Source organism: Paraburkholderia sp. JHI869 (assembly GCF_038900775.1).
GTDB lineage: Bacteria > Pseudomonadota > Gammaproteobacteria > Burkholderiales > Burkholderiaceae > Paraburkholderia.
This window is the reverse complement of the sequence record NZ_JAYMSC010000001.1, coordinates 87,950-110,336: the sequence shown is the minus strand read 5'-3', so window position 1 is coordinate 110,336 and position 22,387 is coordinate 87,950. Positions and strand designations below refer to the sequence as shown.

Annotated in this window: 21 protein-coding genes; 10 read left to right on the top strand and 11 right to left on the bottom strand. The window is 64.2% G+C overall.

Annotated elements, in window-relative coordinates; genetic code table 11:
- Positions 1-232: 232 nt before the first annotated feature.
- Together VSR72_RS00515 and VSR72_RS00510 are read left to right on the top strand one after the other, a co-directional pair.
- Entirely contained in the window at positions 233-715 is a 483-nt protein-coding gene (locus VSR72_RS00515; RefSeq protein ID WP_342950456.1) for a MerR family transcriptional regulator, read from the top strand.
- Between the two features lie 263 nt (positions 716-978).
- Positions 979-1,728: a DUF899 domain-containing protein gene (locus tag VSR72_RS00510; RefSeq protein ID WP_342950455.1), complete on the top strand. Its 750-nt coding sequence runs from the start codon at positions 979-981 to the stop codon at positions 1,726-1,728.
- Between the two features lie 6 nt (positions 1,729-1,734).
- Here VSR72_RS00510 and VSR72_RS00505 read toward each other — a convergent pair whose 3' ends face one another.
- Positions 1,735-5,061 (bottom strand): adenylate/guanylate cyclase domain-containing protein, encoded by a 3,327-nt coding sequence (locus tag VSR72_RS00505; RefSeq protein WP_342950454.1) that lies wholly within the window; start codon positions 5,059-5,061, stop codon positions 1,735-1,737.
- 218 nt (positions 5,062-5,279) lie between these two features.
- Here VSR72_RS00505 and VSR72_RS00500 point away from each other — a divergent pair, with 218 nt between their 5' ends.
- On the top strand, positions 5,280-7,508 hold the full coding sequence (locus tag VSR72_RS00500) for a SulP family inorganic anion transporter (RefSeq protein ID WP_342950453.1): 2,229 nt from the start codon (positions 5,280-5,282) through the stop codon (positions 7,506-7,508).
- Here the strand turns inward: VSR72_RS00500 and VSR72_RS00495 are convergent.
- Positions 7,502-8,851, bottom strand: a complete 1,350-nt coding sequence (locus tag VSR72_RS00495; RefSeq protein WP_342950452.1) for an MFS transporter — start codon at positions 8,849-8,851, stop codon at positions 7,502-7,504. The genes VSR72_RS00500 and VSR72_RS00495 overlap by 7 nt on opposite strands.
- Positions 8,852-9,060: 209 nt before the next feature.
- Between VSR72_RS00495 and VSR72_RS00490 the strand changes: the two genes are divergently transcribed.
- Positions 9,061-9,237 (top strand): hypothetical protein, encoded by a 177-nt coding sequence (locus VSR72_RS00490; protein WP_342950451.1) that lies wholly within the window; start codon positions 9,061-9,063, stop codon positions 9,235-9,237.
- A 28-nt stretch (positions 9,238-9,265) separates the two neighbouring features.
- On the opposite strand, the gene VSR72_RS00485 is transcribed toward VSR72_RS00490, so the two are convergent.
- The 5 genes from VSR72_RS00485 to VSR72_RS00465 all read right to left on the bottom strand — a co-directional run bounded on the left by VSR72_RS00485 (position 9,266) and on the right by VSR72_RS00465 (position 13,428).
- Positions 9,266-9,571 (bottom strand): DUF4148 domain-containing protein, encoded by a 306-nt coding sequence (locus tag VSR72_RS00485; protein ID WP_342950450.1) that lies wholly within the window; start codon positions 9,569-9,571, stop codon positions 9,266-9,268.
- Between the two features lie 295 nt (positions 9,572-9,866).
- Positions 9,867-10,562, bottom strand: coding sequence for a CBS domain-containing protein (locus VSR72_RS00480; protein WP_342950449.1), 696 nt, complete (start codon positions 10,560-10,562; stop codon positions 9,867-9,869).
- 172 nt (positions 10,563-10,734) lie between these two features.
- A complete protein-coding gene (locus tag VSR72_RS00475; protein WP_342950448.1) occupies positions 10,735-11,352 on the bottom strand; it encodes a response regulator transcription factor in 618 nt (205 codons plus the stop codon).
- Positions 11,353-11,380: 28 nt separating this feature from the next.
- A complete protein-coding gene (locus tag VSR72_RS00470; protein WP_342950447.1) occupies positions 11,381-13,051 on the bottom strand; it encodes an MASE1 domain-containing protein in 1,671 nt (556 codons plus the stop codon).
- A 170-nt stretch (positions 13,052-13,221) separates the two neighbouring features.
- A complete protein-coding gene (locus tag VSR72_RS00465) occupies positions 13,222-13,428 on the bottom strand; it encodes a hypothetical protein (RefSeq protein WP_342950446.1) in 207 nt (68 codons plus the stop codon).
- A gap of 591 nt (positions 13,429-14,019) precedes the next feature.
- Between VSR72_RS00465 and VSR72_RS00460 the strand changes: the two genes are divergently transcribed.
- Entirely contained in the window at positions 14,020-14,235 is a 216-nt protein-coding gene (locus VSR72_RS00460; RefSeq protein ID WP_342950445.1) for a DUF3820 family protein, read from the top strand.
- 127 nt (positions 14,236-14,362) lie between these two features.
- Positions 14,363-14,704: a VOC family protein gene (locus tag VSR72_RS00455; RefSeq protein WP_342950444.1), complete on the top strand. Its 342-nt coding sequence runs from the start codon at positions 14,363-14,365 to the stop codon at positions 14,702-14,704.
- A 62-nt stretch (positions 14,705-14,766) separates the two neighbouring features.
- Here VSR72_RS00455 and VSR72_RS00450 read toward each other — a convergent pair whose 3' ends face one another.
- Positions 14,767-16,050: an adenylosuccinate synthase gene (locus tag VSR72_RS00450; RefSeq protein WP_342950443.1), complete on the bottom strand. Its 1,284-nt coding sequence runs from the start codon at positions 16,048-16,050 to the stop codon at positions 14,767-14,769.
- Between the two features lie 143 nt (positions 16,051-16,193).
- Between VSR72_RS00450 and gcvA the strand changes: the two genes are divergently transcribed.
- Both gcvA and VSR72_RS00440 read left to right on the top strand, forming a co-directional pair.
- Positions 16,194-17,093 carry a transcriptional regulator GcvA gene (gcvA, locus tag VSR72_RS00445; protein WP_342950442.1) on the top strand — a complete coding sequence of 300 codons (900 nt, stop codon included), beginning with the start codon at positions 16,194-16,196 and terminating at the stop codon, positions 17,091-17,093.
- A gap of 372 nt (positions 17,094-17,465) precedes the next feature.
- Positions 17,466-17,813 carry a BON domain-containing protein gene (locus VSR72_RS00440; RefSeq protein ID WP_342950441.1) on the top strand — a complete coding sequence of 116 codons (348 nt, stop codon included), beginning with the start codon at positions 17,466-17,468 and terminating at the stop codon, positions 17,811-17,813.
- A gap of 274 nt (positions 17,814-18,087) precedes the next feature.
- Here the strand turns inward: VSR72_RS00440 and VSR72_RS00435 are convergent, their stop codons facing one another.
- Entirely contained in the window at positions 18,088-18,471 is a 384-nt protein-coding gene (locus VSR72_RS00435) for an ATP-dependent protease (protein WP_342950440.1), read from the bottom strand.
- Positions 18,472-18,717: 246 nt separating this feature from the next.
- On the opposite strand from VSR72_RS00435, the gene VSR72_RS00430 reads away from it, so the two are divergent.
- Entirely contained in the window at positions 18,718-19,287 is a 570-nt protein-coding gene (locus VSR72_RS00430) for a YdeI/OmpD-associated family protein (RefSeq protein ID WP_342950439.1), read from the top strand.
- Positions 19,288-19,535: 248 nt separating this feature from the next.
- Here the strand turns inward: VSR72_RS00430 and VSR72_RS00425 are convergent, their stop codons facing one another.
- Complete coding sequence (locus VSR72_RS00425; protein WP_342950438.1) at positions 19,536-19,772, bottom strand: hypothetical protein; 237 nt, start codon at positions 19,770-19,772, stop codon at positions 19,536-19,538.
- 101 nt (positions 19,773-19,873) lie between these two features.
- On the opposite strand from VSR72_RS00425, the gene VSR72_RS00420 reads away from it, so the two are divergent.
- Positions 19,874-20,431 carry a sigma-70 family RNA polymerase sigma factor gene (locus VSR72_RS00420; protein WP_342950437.1) on the top strand — a complete coding sequence of 186 codons (558 nt, stop codon included), beginning with the start codon at positions 19,874-19,876 and terminating at the stop codon, positions 20,429-20,431.
- 172 nt (positions 20,432-20,603) lie between these two features.
- On the opposite strand, the gene VSR72_RS00415 is transcribed toward VSR72_RS00420, so the two are convergent.
- On the bottom strand, positions 20,604-22,283 hold the full coding sequence (locus tag VSR72_RS00415) for an ATP-binding cassette domain-containing protein (protein ID WP_342950436.1): 1,680 nt from the start codon (positions 22,281-22,283) through the stop codon (positions 20,604-20,606).
- Between the last annotated feature and the right edge of the window lie 104 nt (positions 22,284-22,387).

Sequence of the window (22,387 nt, the reverse complement as noted above, 5' to 3'; positions counted from 1 at the left end):
AAGGTTAAAGCCAACTTGAATGTCAATCCCCCTTGCGAGGCGAGCGTCCCTGGCGACGAACGCTCAAGCGTCTGGACGCTTGACCTTCAAGCTGACTTTAACCTTAAAGTACTGGCTATCGGGCTACGCGCCGGCGCGTCCTGGGTGTATGACGCGTCGCCCTGGTTGAAGCTGCTAAGGCGAAGCGTTAAGTTGACGGTCAGTTTCGGTCTGACCGGGGAGTCGCGAAAATATGAAAATCGGTGAACTTGCGCAGCACACGGGCCTTGCCGCATCGCGCATTCGCTTCTACGAGGGTATCGGCCTGCTGAAGGCCGAGCGTCAGCCGAACGGCTATCGGACGTATTCACCTCAGGCCGTGCTGCTGCTCAATCTGATCACGACGGCACAGCAGGCCGGGTTCAGCCTGGACGAGATTCGCATGTTCCTGCCGCCCGACCTGACGCAGTGGAAGCACGGCTCGCTGATCGAGACGCTGCGCGGCAAGGTGCACGATATCGAAGCACTGGAAAAGCGGCTCGCGCAGAGCAAGGCACATCTCGTCGAGCTGCTGGCGGAGATCGAAGCGAACCCCGAAAACATGGACTGCACCGCCAATGCGAAGCGAGTGCTGTCCCGGCTGCGGTCGGGAGAACTGAAAGCGCCGGCGCTGGAAGCCGCGGACGTGACGACGCTTCGCAAAGCGAAGCGTCGCGTGCCGCTCAAGCGCGCGTAGGGACGCCCCTCGATGCATTGTTTGCGGACAGACTGGCAGCGAATGCACCCCGAAAATCTCCGGGCTAGCGCCGCCTGACGCTACCGGAATACCGCCACACTTGTTACTCCCAACCTGCAATTTTCAGGGCCAAACTCATTCACGTCACACAGGAAGCGACGCGTAGCGGATGCCATCGCGCCGCGTGAATTTGCCCAATTCAGGAGGTCGCAAAAGCCATGAGTACATCAGCCGGAAACGCAGGGAAAGACGGACAGCCCGCCATGCACACACCGCCTGTCGTCTCGCGGCAGGCGTGGGAGGCCGCGCGCGAGCAGTTGCTGGTGAAGGAGAAGGAAATCACCCGCGCGCGTGACGCCCTGGCCGCCGAGCGCCGCCGCATGCCCTGGATGGCGTTGGAGAAGACATACGCATTCGAAGGGCCTGCGGGCAAGGTCAGCCTGCTGGATCTGTTCGACGGCCGGCGACAGCTGATCGTCTACCGTGCTTTCTTCGAGCCTGGCGTGTTCGGCTGGCCCGACCATGCCTGCCGGGGCTGCTCCATGGTGGCCGACCAGGTCGCCCACCTCGCCCACCTGAACGCGCGCGACACCACGCTCGTATTCGTCTCCCGCGCGCCGCAGGCCGACATCGCGCGACTGAAGGCGCGAATGGGCTGGGACATACCGTGGTTCACGATCACCGATAGCTTCGACGCAGACTTCGGCGTGAGCGAGTGGCACGGCACGAACGTGTTCTACCGCGACGGCGAGCGCGTGTTGCGCACCTACTTCATCAACAACCGCGGCGATGAACAAATGGGAGGCACCTGGAACTACCTCGACATCACGCCGCTGGGCCGGCAGGAGGTGTGGGAGGACTCGCCCGAAGGCTATCCACAGACCCCGACCTACAAGTGGTGGAACTGGCACGACAACTACGCCGAAGACGCACCGCCCGACAAGAAGTGGGTCGAGGTGTCGGACGCCGGAGAGGCTGCGTTCCGGAACCAGAACCAGGACGGAACCCCGTAACTCGCCTCACGCGGCAAGCGCCGCATCGACCGCGGCCAGGTATTGCTGGAAGCCTGCCTGCAACAGCGCGTCTCGCACGCGCGCGAGCTCGCCTCTCGCGGCTTCGTCCGTGGGCGCCTGCTGGGCGCGCGCGAGCGCGCGTGCGCGCGCCGCGAACAGCTCGGCCCAGGGCAGCGGTTCGCGCCGCGTGTAGTCCTCCAGTGCGCTCACATAGCGCAGCACGCCGCCTGGATCGCGGGCCGAAAGCATGGCTTCGATCGCGTCGCGGTAGAACCAGAGGTGGTTGTGGCCGACCGCGCCAAGGCGCAGGAGCTCCTCGCCTTCTGCGAGGAGCCGAGAGCGCTCGTCATGCTCGTCGACCGCGCGGGCGAGCGCGCCCAGGACCTTCGGCCCGCAGAACTGTGTGCCCACCTCGCGCGAGATCGCCAGCGCCTCGCGCAGCGCTTTGAGCGCTTCGCCACGGCATCCATCGGCGAGCCATAGACGTCCCTGCATTTCCACGTTCTGCGCTTCGAACCGGCGCGCGCCCAACTGCCGGATCACGCGCCTTTCCTGCTCCAGATGGACCCGCGTAGCCGGCATATCGCCAAGCTCGTAGCAGGCGAATACGCCGAGCGTCTCGCCCAGCAACTGCGCGCGCGGCTGCCCGATCAGCTCGGCGGCATGCACGGCCGCCACGGCGTCTTCGCGCGCCTGCCGCGGGTCGTTCAGATAAATGCGGCTGAAGCCCTGCATCGGCCGATTGGCGACTTCAATGCGCCCGCACCCGTGCTCGCGGCTCAGCGCCACGCAATCGCTGAAATGGCGGAACGCGGTCCGCATGCGTCCTTGCGCGTAGGCGGCATCGGCGAGGCCGCCGAGTGCCCGAGCCTGCGCCTCCGGCAGGCCGAGACGCCGCGCATAGTCGAGCCCGCGTTCGTGCTCGGCGCTGCAGGCATCGATATTTCCAAGCGGAAAGTAGATGTTGCCGCGCAGATAGTGAAGGCTCGCAAGCTCGGTCACCCGGCCGTCGCGCTCCGCGATGCGCTGCGCTGCCTCGAGCAGGTCGAGCGCTTCGTCGAGACCTTCGCTCACGCGCAGGCCTTCCGCGAGCCCGAGCTGGCAGCGGCACAGACTGGCGTCGTCGGGGGCGGCCGCCAGCGCCGCGCGCCAGGTGGCGATCGATCCCGCAATGTCGCCGAGGTCGCGCTGGAGTTCGCCCTTGCAACAGCTCAGCGTGTGGCGGTCCGCCTCGGTCTGCGCGATCTCGAGGCCCCGCTCGGCCAGGCGCAGCGCCGCCTCGAGCAGGTGCGCCGTGCGCTGCGCGAGCGCGGCGGCGAGGTAGGCCTGCGGCGCGCGTTCGTCCTCGGCGCGGTCGAGATGCTGGGCGTGCAGCGTGGGGTCGCCGTGCGCGAACCAGTCGGCTGCGCAGCGGTGCAGTTCGCGCCGGCGCGCGCGCAGCAGCGTCGAATAGGCGCTCTCCTGGATCAGCGCATGGGCAAACAGGAACTCCTCGCCCTCCGGCAACACGAGCGCATTGGCGAGCAGGCCGTCGCACACATAGTCGGGATCGTCGATGAGCCGGCGCAGCAACGCGAGGTCGAAACGCTGGCCGATCACGGCGGCCGCCTGGAAGGCGAGGCGGTCGCGCCGCGCGAGCCGGTCCATGCGCGCGAGCACGAGGCTGCGGATCGAGGCGGGCACGGCGCTGCCGCTGCCCTCCTCGACGTTGCGCAATAGCTGTTCGAGGAACAGCGGGTTGCCGCCCGCACGCTCGATGCAGGCGAGCGCGACCCGCTGCGTCGCGTCGATGAAGTTGCCCGCGAGGCTCAGGGCCTCGTCCTTGCGCAACGGCCCGAGATCGATCGTCGCGAACGGGGTGTCCCGGCAGCGCGCGCGCCACGCCGCATCGATCGGATCGCCGTCCACGCGCGAGGTCGTCACCAGCAGGCCTGGGCCGTTCGCGATGCCCGAGGCGAAGGCCGAGAGATAGTCGAGCACTTCGGGGTCGGCCCAATGCAGGTCTTCTACGACGATCAGCGTGGCAGCCTGCCTGCAGGCGTCGTCGGTCAGTCGCGCGGCGAGCGCCTGCTTGCCGCGCTTGCGTGCGCCGTGATCCATCGCGTTGTAGAGCGCTCGCCACTCGTCCGCGAGCGGCAGGTCGAGGAGGTCGTGGAGAAACGCGCGCTGCTCCGCCTTCACGACGCCTTCAGCGGCGAGCCGCGCGGCCACCGCCTCGCGCGCGTCGCTCGATGCGCCGGCCGGCAAGCCGAGCAGACTGCCGACGATCGTGTGCACGGGATCCTGCCCCTTGCCCACACCGAAATCGAGCACGAGGCCCCGATGGACCGCGAAGCCCTGCGACTGCGCGTAGTGGCGCATTTCGTCGACGAGACGCGTCTTGCCGATGCCCGCTTCGCCGCGCACATGAACGATGTGGCCGCCCCGCCGCGCGACGCACGCGTGGACGATGCCGTGAAACTGCTCGAGCTCGGCCTGGCGTCCGACGAAGCGGCTCTGGCTCGCCTTCGCCGATTCGCTCGCCGCATCGCTTGCCGGGTCGCTCACGAACGCGCGCAGCCGCCATGCGCGCAGCGGCGTGTCGATGCCCTTGAAGTGCTGCTCGCCGAGCGCGTCGCAAACAGCTGCGCCGCCGAGCGCGCGCGCCACGTCGTCGGAAAGCCAGGTCTCGCCGGGCGCCGCCGCGACCTGGAGCCGCGCGGCCAGGTTCACCGGATTGCCGGTCACGGTGTAGTCCCGCGCGTCGACGCAGCCGAGCGCGCCGGCGACCACTTCACCGCTCGCGATGCCAATATGCGCCTGCAACGTGCGCGACGCCTGTGCGCTCAGTTGCGTCAGCGCCTCGTGGATGTCGAGCGCGGCACGAGCCGCGCGCAGCGTGTCCGTCTCGTGCGCGCGGGGCGCGCCGAACAGCGCCATCACGGCGTCGCCGATGTGCCTGTCGGTCATGCCGCCATAGGCGACCACGATACCGTCGACGAGCGCCGTGAAGCGGCCGATCAGCGCGCGCAACTCCTCCGGATCGAGCGTACGCGAGAGCGCCGTAAAGCCGCAGAGATCGGCGAAGAGGATCGTGACCTGCCTGCGTTCGTCGGTGGGGAGGTCCGGGGCGCTCGGAGCGCCGGGCGCCTGCGCGATCGGCGCAGTCGCTGCCGGCAGGTCCCGCGCGGCAGCGGCGAGGATGCGTTTGCGATGACCGAGCGACTGCACCCCGAGTTCTTTCAGGTCCGCGTCGGTCAACTGCGCGAGCAGCGACAGATCGATATCGTTGGCCGCGAACGCTTGCGCGTACTGCTCAAGTCCCAGGGCACGCAGCCATTGCTCAATATCCATGTTCGCCGCCTGGATCCAGTGCCGGTCGCCCCATGCGAGCCGCCCCGAGCCCTCCGGGGATCATGCCGATGAATATCCAGTGTAGGCGCGCGCCACGGGCCGCGTATGGCCCGCTTGCGGCCGGGTTTGCGCGGGCTTGCCCGTTTGACACGCTTTCGATCGCGGACGGATACTGGATCGCTCCCCATCGCGCCTCGCGCATTCCACTGAGAATTCACGTGAAGCCGGGCAAGACCGTTACCGTTGCCGACGTCCCGCCGCGCTCGCGCATCGCGTCGCTGCCCGGCGATCTGGCGGCCGGGGCGGTATCGGCGCTCGTCATGCTGTGCTACGCGATGAGCCTCGGCACGATGATCTTCAGCGCCGATCTTGCCCGCTACGCGATGCTCGGCGTGCCCACCGCGCTTGTGAGCTGCGTTGTCACGGCGCTCGTGATTGCCTTGACGAGCTCGATGCGCGTGAACATCGGCGGCCCCGACAGCAATGCTGCGGCGTTTCTCGCGGGGGTGGCGGCCGGCGTTGCGAGCAGCGTGCGCGCGGACGGCGGCTCCCCGCAAACGCTCCTCCTCACCGTGCTGATCGCCATCGCGCTCTGTTCGCTCGTGACCGGCGCGGTGCTCTACGCGATCGGTTCATCGAAGCGCAGCCGCTCGCTGCAATTCCTGCCCTACCCGGTGCTTGGCGGCTTCCTCGCCGGCACCGGGTATCTGCTCCTCGCGGGCGCGTTTCGCGTCATGACGGGCGCGTCACTGCAATGGCAGACGCTTGCCCTGCTCACCCATCTCCACTGGCTTGCATGGCTCCCCGCGCTCATCGTTGGCGTGCTGGCCACGATCCTGATGCGCACCTGGCAGCACGTTGCCGCGCTGCCGCTCACGCTGGCCTTCGGGATCGTCCTTTTCTACGTTCTGCTGCATGCTGCGGGCCTGTCGATCGACGATGCGCGCGGCATGGGGCTGCTGCTGCCGCGCGCGGCGCTGCGGCTCACCGGGCTGCCCGAGTTGCACTTGCGTGCGCAGCTTGGGCAGGGCGGCATCGACTGGGGGGCGATCGCCGCACACCTTCCGGAGAGCCTCGTGGTCACGTCGGTCTCGGCTGTGACGATCCTGATGAATTCCACGGCCATCGGCGCGGCGACGGGCGAGGAAGTCGATCTCAATCGCGAGATGCGGGCCGCGGGCCTCGCCAATCTTGCGAGCGGGCTGCTGGGCGGCATGGTCGGCTATCAGTCGTTCAATCGCTCGATGCTCAACGCGCGCGTGGGCGCGACGAGCCGCATGGCCGGCGTGTTCGCCTCGCTCGCGTGCCTCGTCGTGCTGGCCGCGTCGCCGGGTTTCGTCGCGCTCTTTCCCGTGCCCGTGCTCGTCGGCCTCCAGCTTTTCATGGGGCTGCGCCTCATCGTGCACTGGGTGATCGGCGCATGGGCGAAGCTGGCCTGGTACGAGTACCTGCTCGTGCCCGTCATTCTCGGCACGATCGCCGCCTGGGGCGTGATCATTGGCGTGGTCGTGGGTGTGGTCGCCGCGTGCGTGATGTTCACGCTGCTCTATGGGCGGGTGAGTTGCATCCGTATGGAATTCGACCTTCGCACCCGGACCTCGAATGTCGAGCGCAATATTGAGGAAACCGAAGCGCTGCGCAAACTGGGTGCACAGGTATGCGGCATGTGCCTGCAAGGGTTTCTCTTTTTCGGCACGGCCAATTCGATCCTCCACCGCATCCGCGAGCGCCTCGCCACGCGCAGTCTGGCGCCGGTTCGCTTCGTCGTGCTCGATTTCGCGTCGACCCAGGGCATCGACGCGTCGGTGTCGATCAGCTTCGTCAAGCTGCGGCAACTCTGCGCGACAGCGGACGCCGACGTGATCCTGACCGCGCTGCCGCCGCGCTCACGCGATCTGCTGACTAAAACCGGCACGCTCAATCTGCGGATTCGTGAATTCGACACGCTCGACGCGGGCCTGGAATGGGTCGAAGACCAACTGCTCGCGTCGAGCGCGCACGCAACGAAGCCAGGTGACGACCTCGATGCGTTGCTCGCGCCGCATTTCACGGCCAGTGCGCTGCGCACGCTCGCCACCCGGCTCGAAGTGCACGACCTGCAAGCGGGCCAGGCGCTGTTTCTTCGTGGAGACCCGGGCGACGCGCTGTACATCATCGAGCGCGGCCGGGTCGCCGTTTCGCTGCCGCTCGGTGGCGGGCGGACGGTGCGGCTGCGCGCTTGCCTCCCCGGCACTGTCATTGGCGAAATGGCCATGTACACGCAGCAGCCGCGCAGCGCGGACGTGTTCGCCGAGGTGCCGACGCGGGTGCGCAGGCTGTCGCTCGCCGCGCTCGTGGCGCTCGAGCGGGACGACCCCGCAGCCGCCCAGCAGTTTCATCGCTTTCTGGTGAAGGGCATCGCGTCGCGCCTCGCCCTCGCCACAGAGGCCCTGCGCGCGGCCTACTGAGCGGTGGGCGTCTGCCAGTCGCGTACGCGTTCAGGCACCTCTTCATGTGCGTGATCGTCGAGCGATATCCGCGACGTTTCCGGCAAGGACATGCCGCCGACTAGCGCGAGCAGCGAGACGGCGATCAGGTAGAAAGCGGGAGAGATGTTGTTGCCCGTCGACTCGATGAGCCAGGTGGCGACTAGCGGCGCCGTGCCGCCAAAGATCGTATAGGCCAGGTTGTACGTGATCGCTGAAGCGGTATAACGGGTCCGGGTCGGAAAGACTTCAGACAGCAGCGCCGCCGTAACCACACCCGACAAGACCGCGCCGATTGCAAGCATGCCCGCGCCGAGAACGGCGGAGCGAAAGTCCCCAGATCCCCCCAGCACGAATGCGGGGTACACCGCGGCGATCAGGATCGCGCATGCCGTGAAAACGGTTTTTCGTCTTCCCACTGCGTCCGAGTAGAGGCCCGCTAGCGGGCAGATTGCGGCGGCGAAAACCAGCGCGATCACCGTAATCGACAAGGCGCTCGCGCGGCTCTGATGACCGACCACCTGCAGATACGTGGCGAAGTAGGTCGTAAATGTATAAAAGGAGAGCGCAGTCACGGACACGAAGGCACCCAGGCGCACAATCGCGCCTCCCTGGGTCTTGAGCGTTTCGCGCAGTGGCGCGTGAGCCAGGTCGTGATCGTGTTCGACTGCGGCAAACGACGGGGTTTCGCCAAGGCGCGTGCGCAGATACAGACCGACGAGGCCGATAGGAGCAGCCGCGATGAACGGGACTCTCCACCCCCAACTGCTCATCGCCTGCGCCGATAACGCGGCGTCCAGTCCGGATGCCACCACGGCGGCACTCGCGAACGAGAGGAACGTGGAGACCGGAAGAAAGCTGCCGTATCGCGCGCGCTGGTGCTTCGGCGCATGTTCCATCAAATACGCGCAGGCGCCTGCGTACTCTCCGCCGGCGGAAAAGCCTTGCACGCATCGGACGATCGCGAGCAGCACGGGGGCGAGCATGCCGACCGATGCGTAGGTCGGCAGGAAGCCAATGACCGTCGTTGCACCCGCCATGATCAGGATGGTCAGCGCGAGCGTTTTCTTGCGCCCTACCCGGTCACCCACCACGCCGAAGAAGACGCCGCCGAGCGGTCTGAACGCAAACGCGACGGCGAACACCGCGAAGGTCTTCATCAACGCGATCGCCGGGTCGCCATTCGGAAAGAACTGGCGGGTCAGCAGCGTTGCCAGGAATCCGTAAACGGCAAAGTCGAACCATTCGACAAAATTGCCTACCGCAGCGGCAATGATCACCTTGCGAAGCGTCTTTGGGTCCACTTCTGGCTGATGCGCTTTCATGACCTGGCCGTCCCTTGTGCGTTGAATAAGGTGTGCGTATCACCCTGAATGGCAACGCCATTCGAGGCGAGCGGTTTAACGCTGAAATCGCACGGTGATGGTTTGCACAGTTAATGCGACCATAAAAGTCGTTCCTAGAACGCAGGCGACATGGTGACGCTCTGGAAGCGACATCAAACGGCACGCGGCAATGACGGCTGTAGCGGAAAATGTCAGACGAAACGCTCGGAAACGCAACGGCGGCGATCGTCGATCGCCGCCATGCGCCCGGCGGACACTGGATCGACGCTGATTCCTGCAATCTCGTGCGTCGCCTCGCGACGAACGGGCGCAAACAACAAAAAGCCCTTCTCCATCCAGGAGAAGGGCTTTCACCGAACGTTTGAGGCACTAAGGCACTAAGGCGACTGTGGCTTACTGACCGAAGTACACCGGCTGCAAGCCGGGCGTGGCCATGGGCGCGCCAGACTGTGACGTCCCGCTGACCACACCGCCGTAGCTGGTTCCGCCGTTTTGCGCCGACACGCGCGCTTCAGCAGCCTGGATATCGGCTGGATAGTTTGCATTGTCGCCGTCACCGACGTGATAGCCAGCCTGTTCGAGCTGGATGAGATCGGAGCGGACTTGTTCACGCGTCACAGGGCCGTTCGTTTGTGCGAACGCGACAACTGGAGCCGCGATAACAGTAAGGACAACGACAGTTTGAGCAAGGTATTTCATGATGAGCTACCTCCAACGATTGCCACGTTTGCTGCGACAAGTCTTCCTGGATGCGACCGGCTCTACCACCCATCGATGCAATGAAGCCTGGGGGTCAAGTGAGCTAGCCGCACATCCGACTGATCTCCTCGGCACGGGAACCGCTCAGTCGCACGGACGCGAGCGCTGCCGATACAAGCCGTTTCACTTCGCTGAGTTCCTCCCGCATCGAAAGAGGCCTGGCTCAAAGCGAGCTTCTCTGCCTTGAGCGGGGACTGGGGTTGAATGGTTGCAAACGATCCGTGCCCGAGCGCAGCTACAGCGTGGGAATCACACCAGGAGACTGCAACACGTGGCTCTCTACGCGCTTGATGCCGGGCACACCTTCGGCCGCGATGCGGATCGCGCGCTTTTCCTCGTCGGTCTCGATCACACCCCACAGATGCGCGACGCCGTCCTTCACGATCACGCTCTGTTTTGGCAACCCCCAACGCTGTCCGTGCATTTCGCGAACGATCGCGTCGCGCAGGCTCGCATCGTCATGCGCTTGCCCGTCCACGACCGGTTCGACGTTCGCCAGCGCGCGAATCAGGTTTCCCCGGCACACGATGCCGACGAGCTTGCCGTCCTTGAGCACCGGCACGCGTTTGAGGTGCCGACGCTCCATGAGATCGGCGATCTGCTGGAGAGGCGTGTCTTCAGCGATCGAAATCACGTGGTCGGACATGACGTCGCCCACGAGCCGGCCGTGCTCCTTCACATACCGTGCGGCCTCGTCGCGAGGGGACGACGCCAGCACTTCGAACCACCAGGCTCGCTTGCTGTGCCCCGTGCCGTTCTCTACGCGATGCAGGAGGTCGCGATGCGTGACGATGCCCACGACCTGGCCGTTCGCATCGACCACCGGCATACCGCCGATACGGTTGTCGACGAACAGTCTCGCCGCTTCGTGGATCGTCATGTCCGCGTGGGCGGTGACGACGGACGAAGTCATGACGTCGAATGCGCGCATGATCGATCCTTTGGTGTGCTGAGGGGGATGCCCATTTGCTGAAACTGTGCAGGGCAGATACGACTGTATGCGCCGACCCCATGCGTATGAATAAGGCGTCCGTCCTAAAAGCGGCTAGGGGATTGCCTTATTCGGCGGGCAAGCTGAGCCCCGATTGATTTCCGGTTGAGCCCTATTGGCTCTCGATCCACTGAATGGCGAAGCGCGTCAGTTCTTTGCCGTTACGGATATTCAGCTTCTCTTTGATATTGGCCTGGTGAGCTTCGATGGTCTTCACGCTCCGGTTCAGCTTCCCGGCGATTTCGCGGGTGCCGAAACCGAGGCCGATCAGATGCAGGACTTCGAATTCCCGCTCCGAGAGGTTCGCAATGGGGCCTTCGGGCTTTTTATGGGGAACGGCAAGCGCCCGCGCCAGCTTCTCATGCATGGCGGCGCTCATATAGATATTGCCCGCCAGCACTTCGCGGATGGCGGTCACGACATGGTCGGTAGCCTCGAGTTTCATCAGATACCCGTTTGCGCCGCAGCGCAGTGAGCGTTCGGCAAAGAGGCTTTCGTCATGCATGCTGAGGACGAGGATTCCCAGGTCTGGGTAGCGGTGACGCAGCGTCTTCACGAGTTCGAGGCCGGAGTCCGTTTGCAGGCTAATGTCCACAATGACCATGTCGGGCTGGCACTCCATCGCCGCGAGCGCCTCTTCGGCGCTGCCCGCTGCACAACACACGTGCAGATCCTCTTGCAGATTGAGCAACAGCGCCATCCCGTCCCGGATGATGGGGTGATCATCCACGATGAGGATTTGCGTCGCTCGGCCTGGGCTAGCGCAGTTCCTGGGCATGGCCAGAACCCTCCGGTAGCGGATAGCTGATGGCGACGGTGGTGCCGCCCAACCCGTTGCGAGTCACGGTACAGGAGCCGCCCAGAAGGCTGGCCCGGTGACGCAGGTTGTGCAGCCCAAGACCCGCGGCACGCTCCATTTCCTCCGGGCCGACGCCTACCCCGTCGTCACTGATGGAAAGCGTCTGCAGGCCGCCCGCGCGCTCCAGGTCGATCCAGATGCGGTGGCCGTGACAGTATTTCAGCGCGTTGTTGACGGCTTCCTGCGCGGCACGATACAGGTTGATCTGCAGCAGCGGGTCGACCAGATCCACATCGGGCGCGATTTGCAGCTTGCAGTCCACGCCGTTGAGTGCGTGAGCCGTTTCCGCGAGCGCATGCAGTGCGGCCGCAAGGCCGCCATATTCCATCGCGACCGGGTCCAGACCATGAGCAATCCTGCGGGTCATCAAGGACGCCTGTTTCACCAGGCCGACGACGATCGCGGCGTCGGCGGCGGCCGGGTGGCCCTGCGTCTGCAATTTCTGATTCAGCGCGGCGCAATACAGGCCCAAACTGGTCAGGTGTTGCCCAAGTCCGTCATGCAACTCCTGGCCGATGAGTTTCTGTTGCTGGTCGCCGATCCGGATCAGTTCCCCTTCCAGCAGACGGCGTCGCACCATCTCTTGCTTGAGTTCGTTATTGGCCCTCTCCAGGTCTTCGGTGCGCTCATCGACACGACGCTCCAGCTCGATGTGGGCTGACCGCAGCAGGTCATGGGCGCGCCGTTCCTGAGCACGTACCGCCGCCAGCAGCAATCCCGTTACCGCTACGACGTTCGCAAAGGTGCACCACCTCACGAGGCTGTCCACAGGAGATTCGGCGGCAAAGGGCCCGGTTCCGTGCGTGGTGCCCCAGACGGCCACGGCTGAAATCACGAGGGTCACGATGCTGGCGCCCAGGCGGTCGAAGCGCAGCGCCGCCCAGATAATGAATGGGAAGATCGCGAGCGCGGCAGGATAGTAGCCGTGCCCGGCAAGCTGCGGCGCGCCGAAGATGAGGTAGCTCACCCAAACAGTCGCAGCAACCAGTACGCACGCTTCCAGGGCACGCTGCGCGGAGCGGATCGGGTTCGAATACCTGAGGAAGCTCAGGAGGGCCGGCGCCACGACGAGGACCCCCATCATGTCGCCGAGCCACCATTTCAGAAAGGCTGACCCGTACGCGGCGAACGACACGAGGCCGCCTTCCAGCATGGAGGTCGTGCCGACCAGCGCACTGATTGCCGTACTCATCACCGCAGCGAAGGCGATGAAGGCCAGCACGTCATTGACGCGGGCAAGGGTGATCTGGATTCGGGTCGTCCGGTTCAGCAATATGGCCGCCGTCAACGGTCCGATCATGGACCCGATGCCGATCACAACGGCCACGGCCGCGGGCACGCCCACCGACACGTTGGCAAGGAAAGAGCCAATGGCGATTCCCGGGGCAACCGCGACGCCCAGAGCGAGCAGCGCAACGATAGCGATGCCGCTGGAAGGCCAGACGAGAGAGATTGCGCCGCCCACCAACGCAAAGGAAAGTCCGAGCTTCGCACCTGCGAAATACGCCGCTGCAACAATTCCGGTGTGCAGGAAGAGGGTGACCCTGGCATTGTCCCGAATGGTGGCCATTGTTCGCTTCACATCCAGCAGCCGAAGTGCAATTGCGCTACGTGCTCCCTGTGGGCGAACGTGAAGGGTGTCGCCCGTCAGTCAGTGAGACATTTGGCGCTTGTGTGCGACCTGACCTTTTTATTGTGCTGGCACGCACCGCGTTAATCAAACACTACACTGCGCAAACACTACCCTGCGCGCAGAAGCTTGCCGGCAAGCATCGGCACAAGCGACAGGAAGCTTTCGACGGCTTTCTGCTCGCTCTCCGCATGCACGGCTTCGTGCGCCATGTGCTCGAGCATTGCGTCGAGATAGACCTTGCGAACGGGGTTGACCTCGACCTCGCCTTCCCATTCCCGCTGCGGAAGAAGGCTCGCGCCGTAGGCATCGAGCAAACCGCCCGCGCCAGGAAGAATGGATCGCGCCGTCTCGAAGCGCACCGCCGATCGCCGTGCCGCCCACAGGCGCAGCGATTTTCGCAATTTTCTTGAGGAGTCCGTCGTTGTTCTTGACGAAACGCGCGATCTTGCCGAAGCACTGCTCGCCGCCTTCGAACTCGCCGAGCTCGTGCATCTCTCCCGCCTCTCCCACTCGCCGAGCCCTTCGAATTCGTGTTGTTCGTGCTGCTCGAACTCGCCTTCACCGAACAGTCCGCTCGGCGCCGAGGATGCCTTCGCCTTCACCGGTCTCGCCGGCCGCCTCGAACTCGTTGAGTTCCGATTCGAACTCGTATTCGTTCATGTTGCCCATGCCGTGCCTCCTTGCGCGATGAAAGTCACTCGACGACCTGGATGAAGGCCAGGCTCGAATTGAGCGAAGCGAAAGTCACTGCTTGAGGGCAATGTGTTTGTGGTCGCGCGCTGTGGCGCCACACGTTCACGCGACGCGCAGCGTGCGACCGTGAGCGGCTCGTTGCGCTCTTGTTCTTGACTGGTATGCGCGTCGCACGGTTCGCAATTGCCCGCCAGGAAGTGCACAATACCCCCATGCAAGCCCCAGACCTCGAACGCCTCGTCACCCTCGCCATGCCCTTCGGCAAATACAAGGGCCGGCTGATCGCCGACCTACCCGGGCATTACCTCAACTGGTTCGCCCGCGAAGGGTTCCCGCCGGGCGAGATCGGCCGGCTGCTCGCACTGATGCAGGAGCTTGACCATAACGGCCTGAAGGGGTTGCTCGATCCGCTGCGCAAACGCGCATAGCGCCATTGCGGCGCGCGGAGGACAATGCCGCTGCGAATCTCTTGCGAGGCAGCGCGAAATGGCCAAATTTCAGCCAGATGGATGGCATACCGTCACGCCCCGAATCGTCGTGCGGGACGCGGAAAACGTGGTCGCCTTCATCAAGACAGTGTTTCAGGCGCACGGCGAATTCCGTCACGGGCTGCCTGCCGAAATCAGGATCGGCGATTCGGTCGTGATGGTCAGCGGCTCGGACGGCCTGCGCGAACCGATGCCCGCATTTTTGTATGTCTACGTTGCGGACACCGATTCGACCTACCAGCGGGCGATTGCCGCACAGGCGGTTTCGCTCGAGATTCCGGCCGACCTCCCATACGGTGACAGGCGCGCAATGGTCCGCGACCCGTGGGGTAACACCTGGCAGATCGCCACCCATCAACGCGACCTCTCTGCTGCCGAAATCCGTTCGAGACTGACCGGCGAGGGATAGGCCGATCGTTCGCGAACATGGCGCCCTCGCAGGACCCGTCAGTCAAACGTGCATGCCTTCACTTACGCGAATGGCGATTGCAGAACGATCGCATCGTCGCGTTCGGGGCCGGTCGTGACCATCGCCGCGGCAACGCCGACCTCCTCCTGGATCGCTTCGATCAGCGCCGCGGCTTGCGGCGGCAGGTCGCCATATGAGCGCACGCCACGGGTCGAACCGGCCCAACCGTCGAAGCGCCGGAGGATCGGCTGGAGGCGCTGTTGCTCGGCGTTCGTGGATGGCATGTAGTCGATACGCGCGCCATCGAGCATGTAGCCCACACAGAGATGCACCGACTCGAAGCCATCGAGCACATCGAGCTTGGTCAGCGCGAGCTGGTTGATGCCCGCGACCTTGCAGCTCTGACGCAGTTGCACGGTGTCCAGCCAACCGCAGCGGCGCGGCCGCCCGGTATTGACCCCGTACTCGCCGCCGCGCTGCCGGAGTTCGTCGCCGAGCGCGCCGTCCAGTTCCGAAGTGAACGGGCCCTCGCCGACACGCGTTGCATAGACCTTGCTCACGCCAAGCACGCGCCCCAGATGCGAGGGCGCAATGCCGGCGCCGCTGGCCGCGCCGGCGGCGATGGTGCTCGACGACGTCACGTAGGGGTAGCTGCCCCAATCCACGTCGAGCATGACCGCTTGCGAGCCTTCGAACACCACGCGTTTGCCCGACGCATGGGCGCGATCGAGCTGCTCCCAGACACGGCCCACGAACGGCAGGACGCGCGGCGCCATGGCAAGCAGGCCGCTCAACATCGGCTCCAGCGGGAATGGCTCCTGGCCCGAACCGCGCAGCCAGGCGTTATGGTGCGCGAGCAGGGCTTCGAGCTTCCCGGCCAGCAATTCCGGTTCGGCAAGGTCGCACACGCGCAGACCGCGGCGCCCGATCTTGTCCTCGTACGCCGGGCCAATGCCGCGCAAGGTGGTGCCGAGCGGCTTCGCACGCATGCGTTCCTGCGCAGCGTCGAGCGCGCGATGGACCGGCAGGACCAGCGTGGCCGTTTCGGCGATCTGAAGCACCTCCGGCGTGACGTGGATGCCCATCGCCGCCATCCGGTCGATCTCCGCGAGCAGCGCCTCGGGGTCGAGCGCGACACCGTTGCCGATCAGGCCCAGCTTGCCGCGCACCACGCCGCTGGGAAGCAGCGCCAGCTTGTAGGTTCGGCCATCCACCACCAGCGTATGCCCGGCGTTGTGCCCGCCGTTGTAACGGACGACGATGTCCGCCTTCTCCGCGAGCCAGTCCACGATCCGGCCCTTTCCCTCATCGCCCCACTGCGCGCCGACCACGACGACATTCGACATGCGATATTTCCCCTGGTGAGTTAATCGAACAGGTCCAGAACCGGAACTGCTGCAAAGGGGCTCAATATAGAGTTCTCCGGGCGTCCAGAAAAGCGATGTAAACTCACCGAACTTGTCAGGAAAAGTCACATAGGATTGGACTCATGTCTCGTCGTCTGCCGCCGTTGAACGCCCTGCGCGTGTTCGAAGCCGCCGCCAGAGCGGAGAGTTTTTCCATGGCGGCCGAGGAGCTTTGCGTCACCCACGGGGCCGTTAGCCGGCAAGTGCGGCAACTGGAGGACTGGCTTGGACTCGACCTGTTCGAGCGTCGCGGCCGAAGAGTCGTATTGACCGCGTCGGGCCGCGCTTACCTGGCCGAAGTGTCGGCGGCGCTGGATCGCATCGCGCTCGCAACCAGCGAGCAGCTTCGGGCCACACGAGCGCAGATCGTGAGGGTCAATGCCCCAACGACGTTCGCGTTGCGCTGGCTATTGCCGCAGCTTTCCAGCTTCCAGCTGACCAACCCAGCGGTGGAGGTGCGGCTGACGACTTCGGACGAGCCGATCGAAAAGCTGGGCGACGAATGCGACGTGGCGATTCGCGGCAGCGAGCAGAAGTCGGCGGGGTATGCGGTCAAGGAGTTTCTATCGGAAGTCCGGCTGCCGGTGTGCTCGCCCAAGGTGCTGGAATCTCATCCGATACACCATGTCCCGGATCTCGCGCACCACACCCTGCTTCACACGGCGACTTATCCAGGTCTGTGGGCGGAATGGCTTGCGGCGAGCGGCAATGCGGGGCTTGCGCCTCGCCATTCCCAGCAACTGGATCACTTTTATCTGACGCTGCAAGCCGCCATTGATGGCCTGGGTATTGCGATGGGTCCTACCGCGCTCGTCGCGCTCGACGTTAAAGAGGGCCGTCTCGTGTTTCCGTTCGACGGCCCCGCTTTGCCGGCATGGCGCTATTGCAGCTATGTGCGCGAAGCACGCCTGGACGACCCGGCTATCAATACGTTTCTGGCGTGGCTGCGCGAACTCGGGAATCGGTTTTCACGTCATGCGTAGTGCGGGGTTGGGCAGCCTTGGACGAAATCTGATTGCTCATGGAAACCCCTGCGAGATGGATCATCGCGCGCGGCGAACCTCTAGTATCGGCCCAAAACAGGCGCTCGGCTGCTCCTCCGTCAACGGGCAGGTTTCTGCTCTGGAAGCGACGTCTGTTGCGTCGAACGAGTCGCCGTAAGCAAGCTTTCGCGGCATCGGCGGTTTCCGCCATTTTCTGTGCATTAAGCGTCAGAATTGCGCCTACCCTACCCTGCGTTTGGGCGGTGACAACATAAAATTGGAAACGCATCCCTGCCCGTAGGCAGCCGGGGCTTTGTGGACCTGTGAGACCACCGTCCGGATTCGTCGCAACGCTGAAAAAGGAGAAAGTGAATGAAGGCTATTCAGGCAATCAAGCTAACCGGTGGCGCATTGATCGTCGCCGTTTCGATCAGCGCATGGGCGCAGGGGAACGATACGAGCACGGACACCGCGCCGGCCACTTCGCACTCGTCGAAGCAGGCCAACCACGCGTTGGAGAAGAAAGTGCGTGCCGCGCTGAATCACGCGAAGGACATCAAGACGGAAAACATCCTGATTCGCGCTCGCGGTGGCGCGGTGACGCTGGAAGGCAGCGTTCCGGATTCTTCGCAGGTCGACAAGGCCGCTCAAGTCGCTCAGGGCGTTGCCGGCGTGACCTCGGTCAAGAACGCACTGACCATCAAAGAACCGGGTCAGTAAGCCAGGCTTTTGGCGGGGCCGCCCCTTCGTTTTCACGAGCATGCGGCTTCGCCGTTCCCCAGCATCCCTGGCAACGCGGTTAGAACGAAGACTCGAACGGTCTTCTGAGGCAGTAGTTCACTGCCGCAATGACGGACCGTTCATGACGTTCCTTGCGGTTGGCGTCGCCCAGTGTCCATTTACTTCGTCATCCGAAGCACCTGGCGAACCACATGACTGACCTGGCGCTAGCCCCGCACTCAGCACGACTTGAAACCCCGATGGCAAGCGACGATCAGAGATCTCCGCGCACTTCACCGGTTCCCAACACGCTCCGCCGCCGGTTGACCTCCGCCCACAGCTCATCGCTGTCGTCATTGCGCAGCAGGATCACGCAGTCCAGTTGATCGTCGGCCACGCCGAAGTATTCCAGGATTTCCCTGCGAACGGCATCGACGAACTGCGTATATTCCGGGGTTGCCTGGGCCTGCGCGTGCAAGGCGTCGTAAGCCGCATCGTCCGCGCCGCCGCCATGCTCGTCGATGTAGCGCGCGATCCACTGGTCCCGTTCGCGGTCGTAGTCGGCCTCGGCGCGCATCGCCTGCACAGCCGTGTAGAAGTCCAGTTGGGCAAACGCGGCGATCGCCGCCGTTGTTGCCTCGTCGAATGTCGTTGTCATCCCATCTCTCATGTTGGCCGTGGCACATCATCGCACGTGCCGCGCCCGGTCGGGCGCCGCAAGCGTCGCGCTGGCGCTTAAGCGCCAATGCGAGCGCCGGTCGTAATTCGTTCACGACGGCGGAAACGGGTTACACGCTGAATTGTCGATAAACCGGGTATTCCCAAATCTGCGCAAATCGGTAATCTGCGAGGTTTCAGTCAACGAAAATGCCTCGCTGCCTGAATGCAACCATTCGGATTCTCCATGACTGAGCCTCGTCTGACATTCCGTGACCAGAATGAATGGGAAAACTGGTTGACTCAAAACGGCGGCACCTCGACCGGGATATGGCTGCGCCTTGCCAAAAAGGGTGCCGGGCAGCCAACTTTGACTTACGAACAGGCACTGGAAAGTGCCCTTTGTCATGGCTGGATCGACGGTCAAAAACAGACTGAAAGTGAAGAATACTGGTTGCAACGTTTCACTCGACGCTCCGCGAAAAGTATTTGGTCGAGCCTCAACAAAGACCGGGCCGAAGCGCTGATCGCCGCAGGCAGAATGCTTCCCGCGGGCATGCGAGAAATCGGGAAAGCCAAAGAGGATGGGCGCTGGGAGGCTGCCTATACGTCGGCCAGCAACTCGGTCGTGCCGGACGATCTGCAGGCCGCACTGGATGCCAATCCCAAGGCCAGCGCGTTCTTTGCGACGCTGAATGGCCGCAACCGCTACGCCATCCTGTTCCGGATACAGAATGCCAAAAAGCCCGCGACACGGGTGCGCAAGATCGAGGAGTTCATCGGCATGCTGAATCGCGGCGAAACCATTCATTCCTAGACCATGAAGTTCGACGGCCGACGAAAGGCGCCGGACGATGCCACGCTCAAGGCGGGCATTCCGCAGCGCTCTGCACGCCTGAGCGCTGGCGAGCGCCGATCAATGCTGGCTTAGGCTTATCGATCTCTTTGACCGCTATTCGCGCGTGACCGGCCTTTACTAAAATCCGGCTGATCTTCGGATGCTGGCCGATCGCTGTCGTTCGTTATCTTCTGGCGATTCGAATTGCTCGGGGCCAGCATGCGCGCTCAGGAGGCCGGTTTTGCCGCCTGCCGTTTCAGTTCACGGGCTTCCTTGCGAGCCCGTATCGCTTCAAAAAGGCCAGCAATCCAGCAGGCAGGGCATCCGCGCATCAGAAAGACGGCGAGAAAAATCAAGCCCGCTGCGGGCCAGAAATGCGGCGTCAGCCAGATCGCCGCCACTATGGATACCAGCGCCAGGGCGCCACGGAGCAGTTGCGCGGTGATAGACGTGCTGCAGTACATGGTTCAACCTCCCTATCGTGTGTTCGCATATAGGAGGCAAGAACGGCGAGCAACGATTCGCGCCCCGTTTTAAAAATGATGCTGATGCTATCGAGGCGACCGTGAGTCCCCGACCGGCCAATCGCGACGCTCTCATCACCGCAGCCCAGACCGGCGACGCGGCCGCGATCTCGCGCCTGCTCGCCGCGTACCAGGCTGACGCGCGTCGTTATGCGTACCGGCATTGCCTTGCCAGCGACGTCGACGACGCGGTCCAGGAAGCGTTGCTGATCGTTTCGCGCAAGGTGAAGGGACTCAGGGCGGCGGCGGCTTTTTCGTCATGGCTCTTCACGGTGATCAAGCGGGAGTGCCATCGGCTCGCACGCGGGGTGTTCGGCCATGAGCCGTTGCCGGATGAACTGGCCGAGGAGGTGATGCTGCACCGGCCCGACGACGCGCTCAGGATCGACCTCATCCGCGCGCTTGAGTCGCTGCCGCCGCATTATCGTGAAGTCGTGTTGCGGCGTGATTTCGAAGAACTGACCATCGCCGAGATCGCGCAGAAGTCAGGCGAGCAGGCGGCGGCGATCAAGAGCCGTCTGCATCGGGCGCGCGCACTGGTTCGCGAATATATGTTGCGGGCCGAAACCACGACGAAGCCGCAAGCGTCCGGGAAATAGCCTGGACACTTGCATTGCGAAGCCGTTCAGGCGGGCGGCGGACAGGTGGCCGCTTTCCGGCTGCCGAAGCCGCTTGTGCCGCTGGGCTGGACCGCGCATGTCCGCACGATTGCTGAAGTCCCTGGCGAACGTCCGCGCTTCGCCTCCCAGACAACGCCCGCCTGGGCGGCTCTCAGGGGCTGACCTTCTGCTCTACGGCAGCCTCCTCGCGCATGCGACGGGCTTCGTCGCGCAGGAACTGCTGGTAATCGTCCAGATCGCCGTCGAAGGGCTCGACACCGCCCTTGGTGACCAGCCAGAACTCGTCGCATACGGCGCGCAGCAGGGCCCGGTCGTGACTAACCAGCATCACCGTGCCTTCGAATTCGTTGAGCGCCATGGCCAGGGCTTCGCGTGTGGCCAGGTCGAGGTGGTTGGTAGGCTCGTCGAGCAGCAACAGGTTGGGGCGCTGCCACACGATCATGCACAACACGAGCCGCGCCTTTTCGCCGCCGCTCATCGTGCTAACCGCCTGGTGGACCATATCGCCACTGAAGTTGAAGGTGCCAAGGAAGGTGCGAAGCGATTGTTCGGTACCACTTTGGCCGGGCGCGCGCATGTGCGCCGGCGTGTCCTTGGCAAGACGGATCATGTGTTCCATCGGCGTGTCTTGCAGACGCAGCACGTCGAGTTCCTGCTGTGCGAAGTAGCCGATGTTCAGGCCCTTTCCTTCGCTGATTTCGCCGGCAATCGGCGCCAGCGCGTGCGCCACCGTCTTCACCAGCGTGGACTTGCCCTGGCCGTTGGCGCCGAGAATGCCGATGCGCTGCCCGGCCAGCACGGAACGGTTGATGCCGCGCACGATGACCGTGGGCGGCGTGCCCGGCAGTGCGCCGGCCGGCGCGGGGTAGCCGAAGCTCGCGTCCAGCATCGACAACAGCGGGTTCGGGACGTTGAGGGGTTCCTTGAACTCGAAGTTGAACTCTGCATCCGCAAGCACCGGCGCGATCTTCTCCATGCGTTCGAGCGCCTTGACCCGGCTCTGCGCCTGTTTTGCCTTCGAAGCCTTGGCCTTGAAACGGTCGATGAACTTCTGCAGGTGGGCGATCTTGTCCGCCTGCCTGGCCATCGCAGCCTGCTGCAACACGAGCTGCTCAGCGCGCATGTCTTCGAACTTGCTGTAGTTGCCGCCATAACGCACGAGCTTGGCGTTGTCGACGTGCACCGTCACCTGCGTCACCGCGTCGAGGAATTCACGATCGTGGCTGATCACGACCAGGGTTCCTTGATAGCGCTTGAGCCAGGCTTCCAGCCACACCAGCGCGTCGAGGTCGAGGTGATTGGTCGGCTCGTCGAGCAGCAGCAGGTCGGACGGGCACATCAGCGCGCGCGCCAGCTGGAGTCGCATGCGCCAGCCGCCGGAGAAACTGTTGACCGGCTGGTCAAGCTGCGCGGCCGTAAAGCCCAGTCCCAGGATCAGCGCCTGGGCGCGTGCGGGGGCATCGTGCGCACCGGCGTCGTGCAGGGCCATGTAGGCGTGCGCCATGCGCATGCCGTCATCGCTGGCCTCGGCGGCCGCGACTTCGGCCTGCGCGGCGAGCAGCACGGTGTCACCCTCGACGACGAAGTCGGTCGCGCCCTGGTCGGTCTCCGGCATCTCCTGCGCGACCTGACCCATCTTCCATGCCGGGGGAATCGAGAATTCGCCGCTATCTTCGTGCAACTTGCCGTTAAGAAGCCCGAAAAATGACGATTTGCCGGCGCCATTGCGGCCGACAAGACCGATCTTTTCGCCGGGGGTGAAGGTGACGGACGCGCTGTCGAGCACGACATTGACGCCGCGGCGCAGCGTGACATTACGGACGGAAATCATAAGAAGCTACTTCGGAGAGGACAGGCATGATAGCCGACTGGACGCACAGGGCTGTCTCTTTTCTGAGCCGCTTGCGCTTTGCGGCGCACACCGAAGGGCACAGG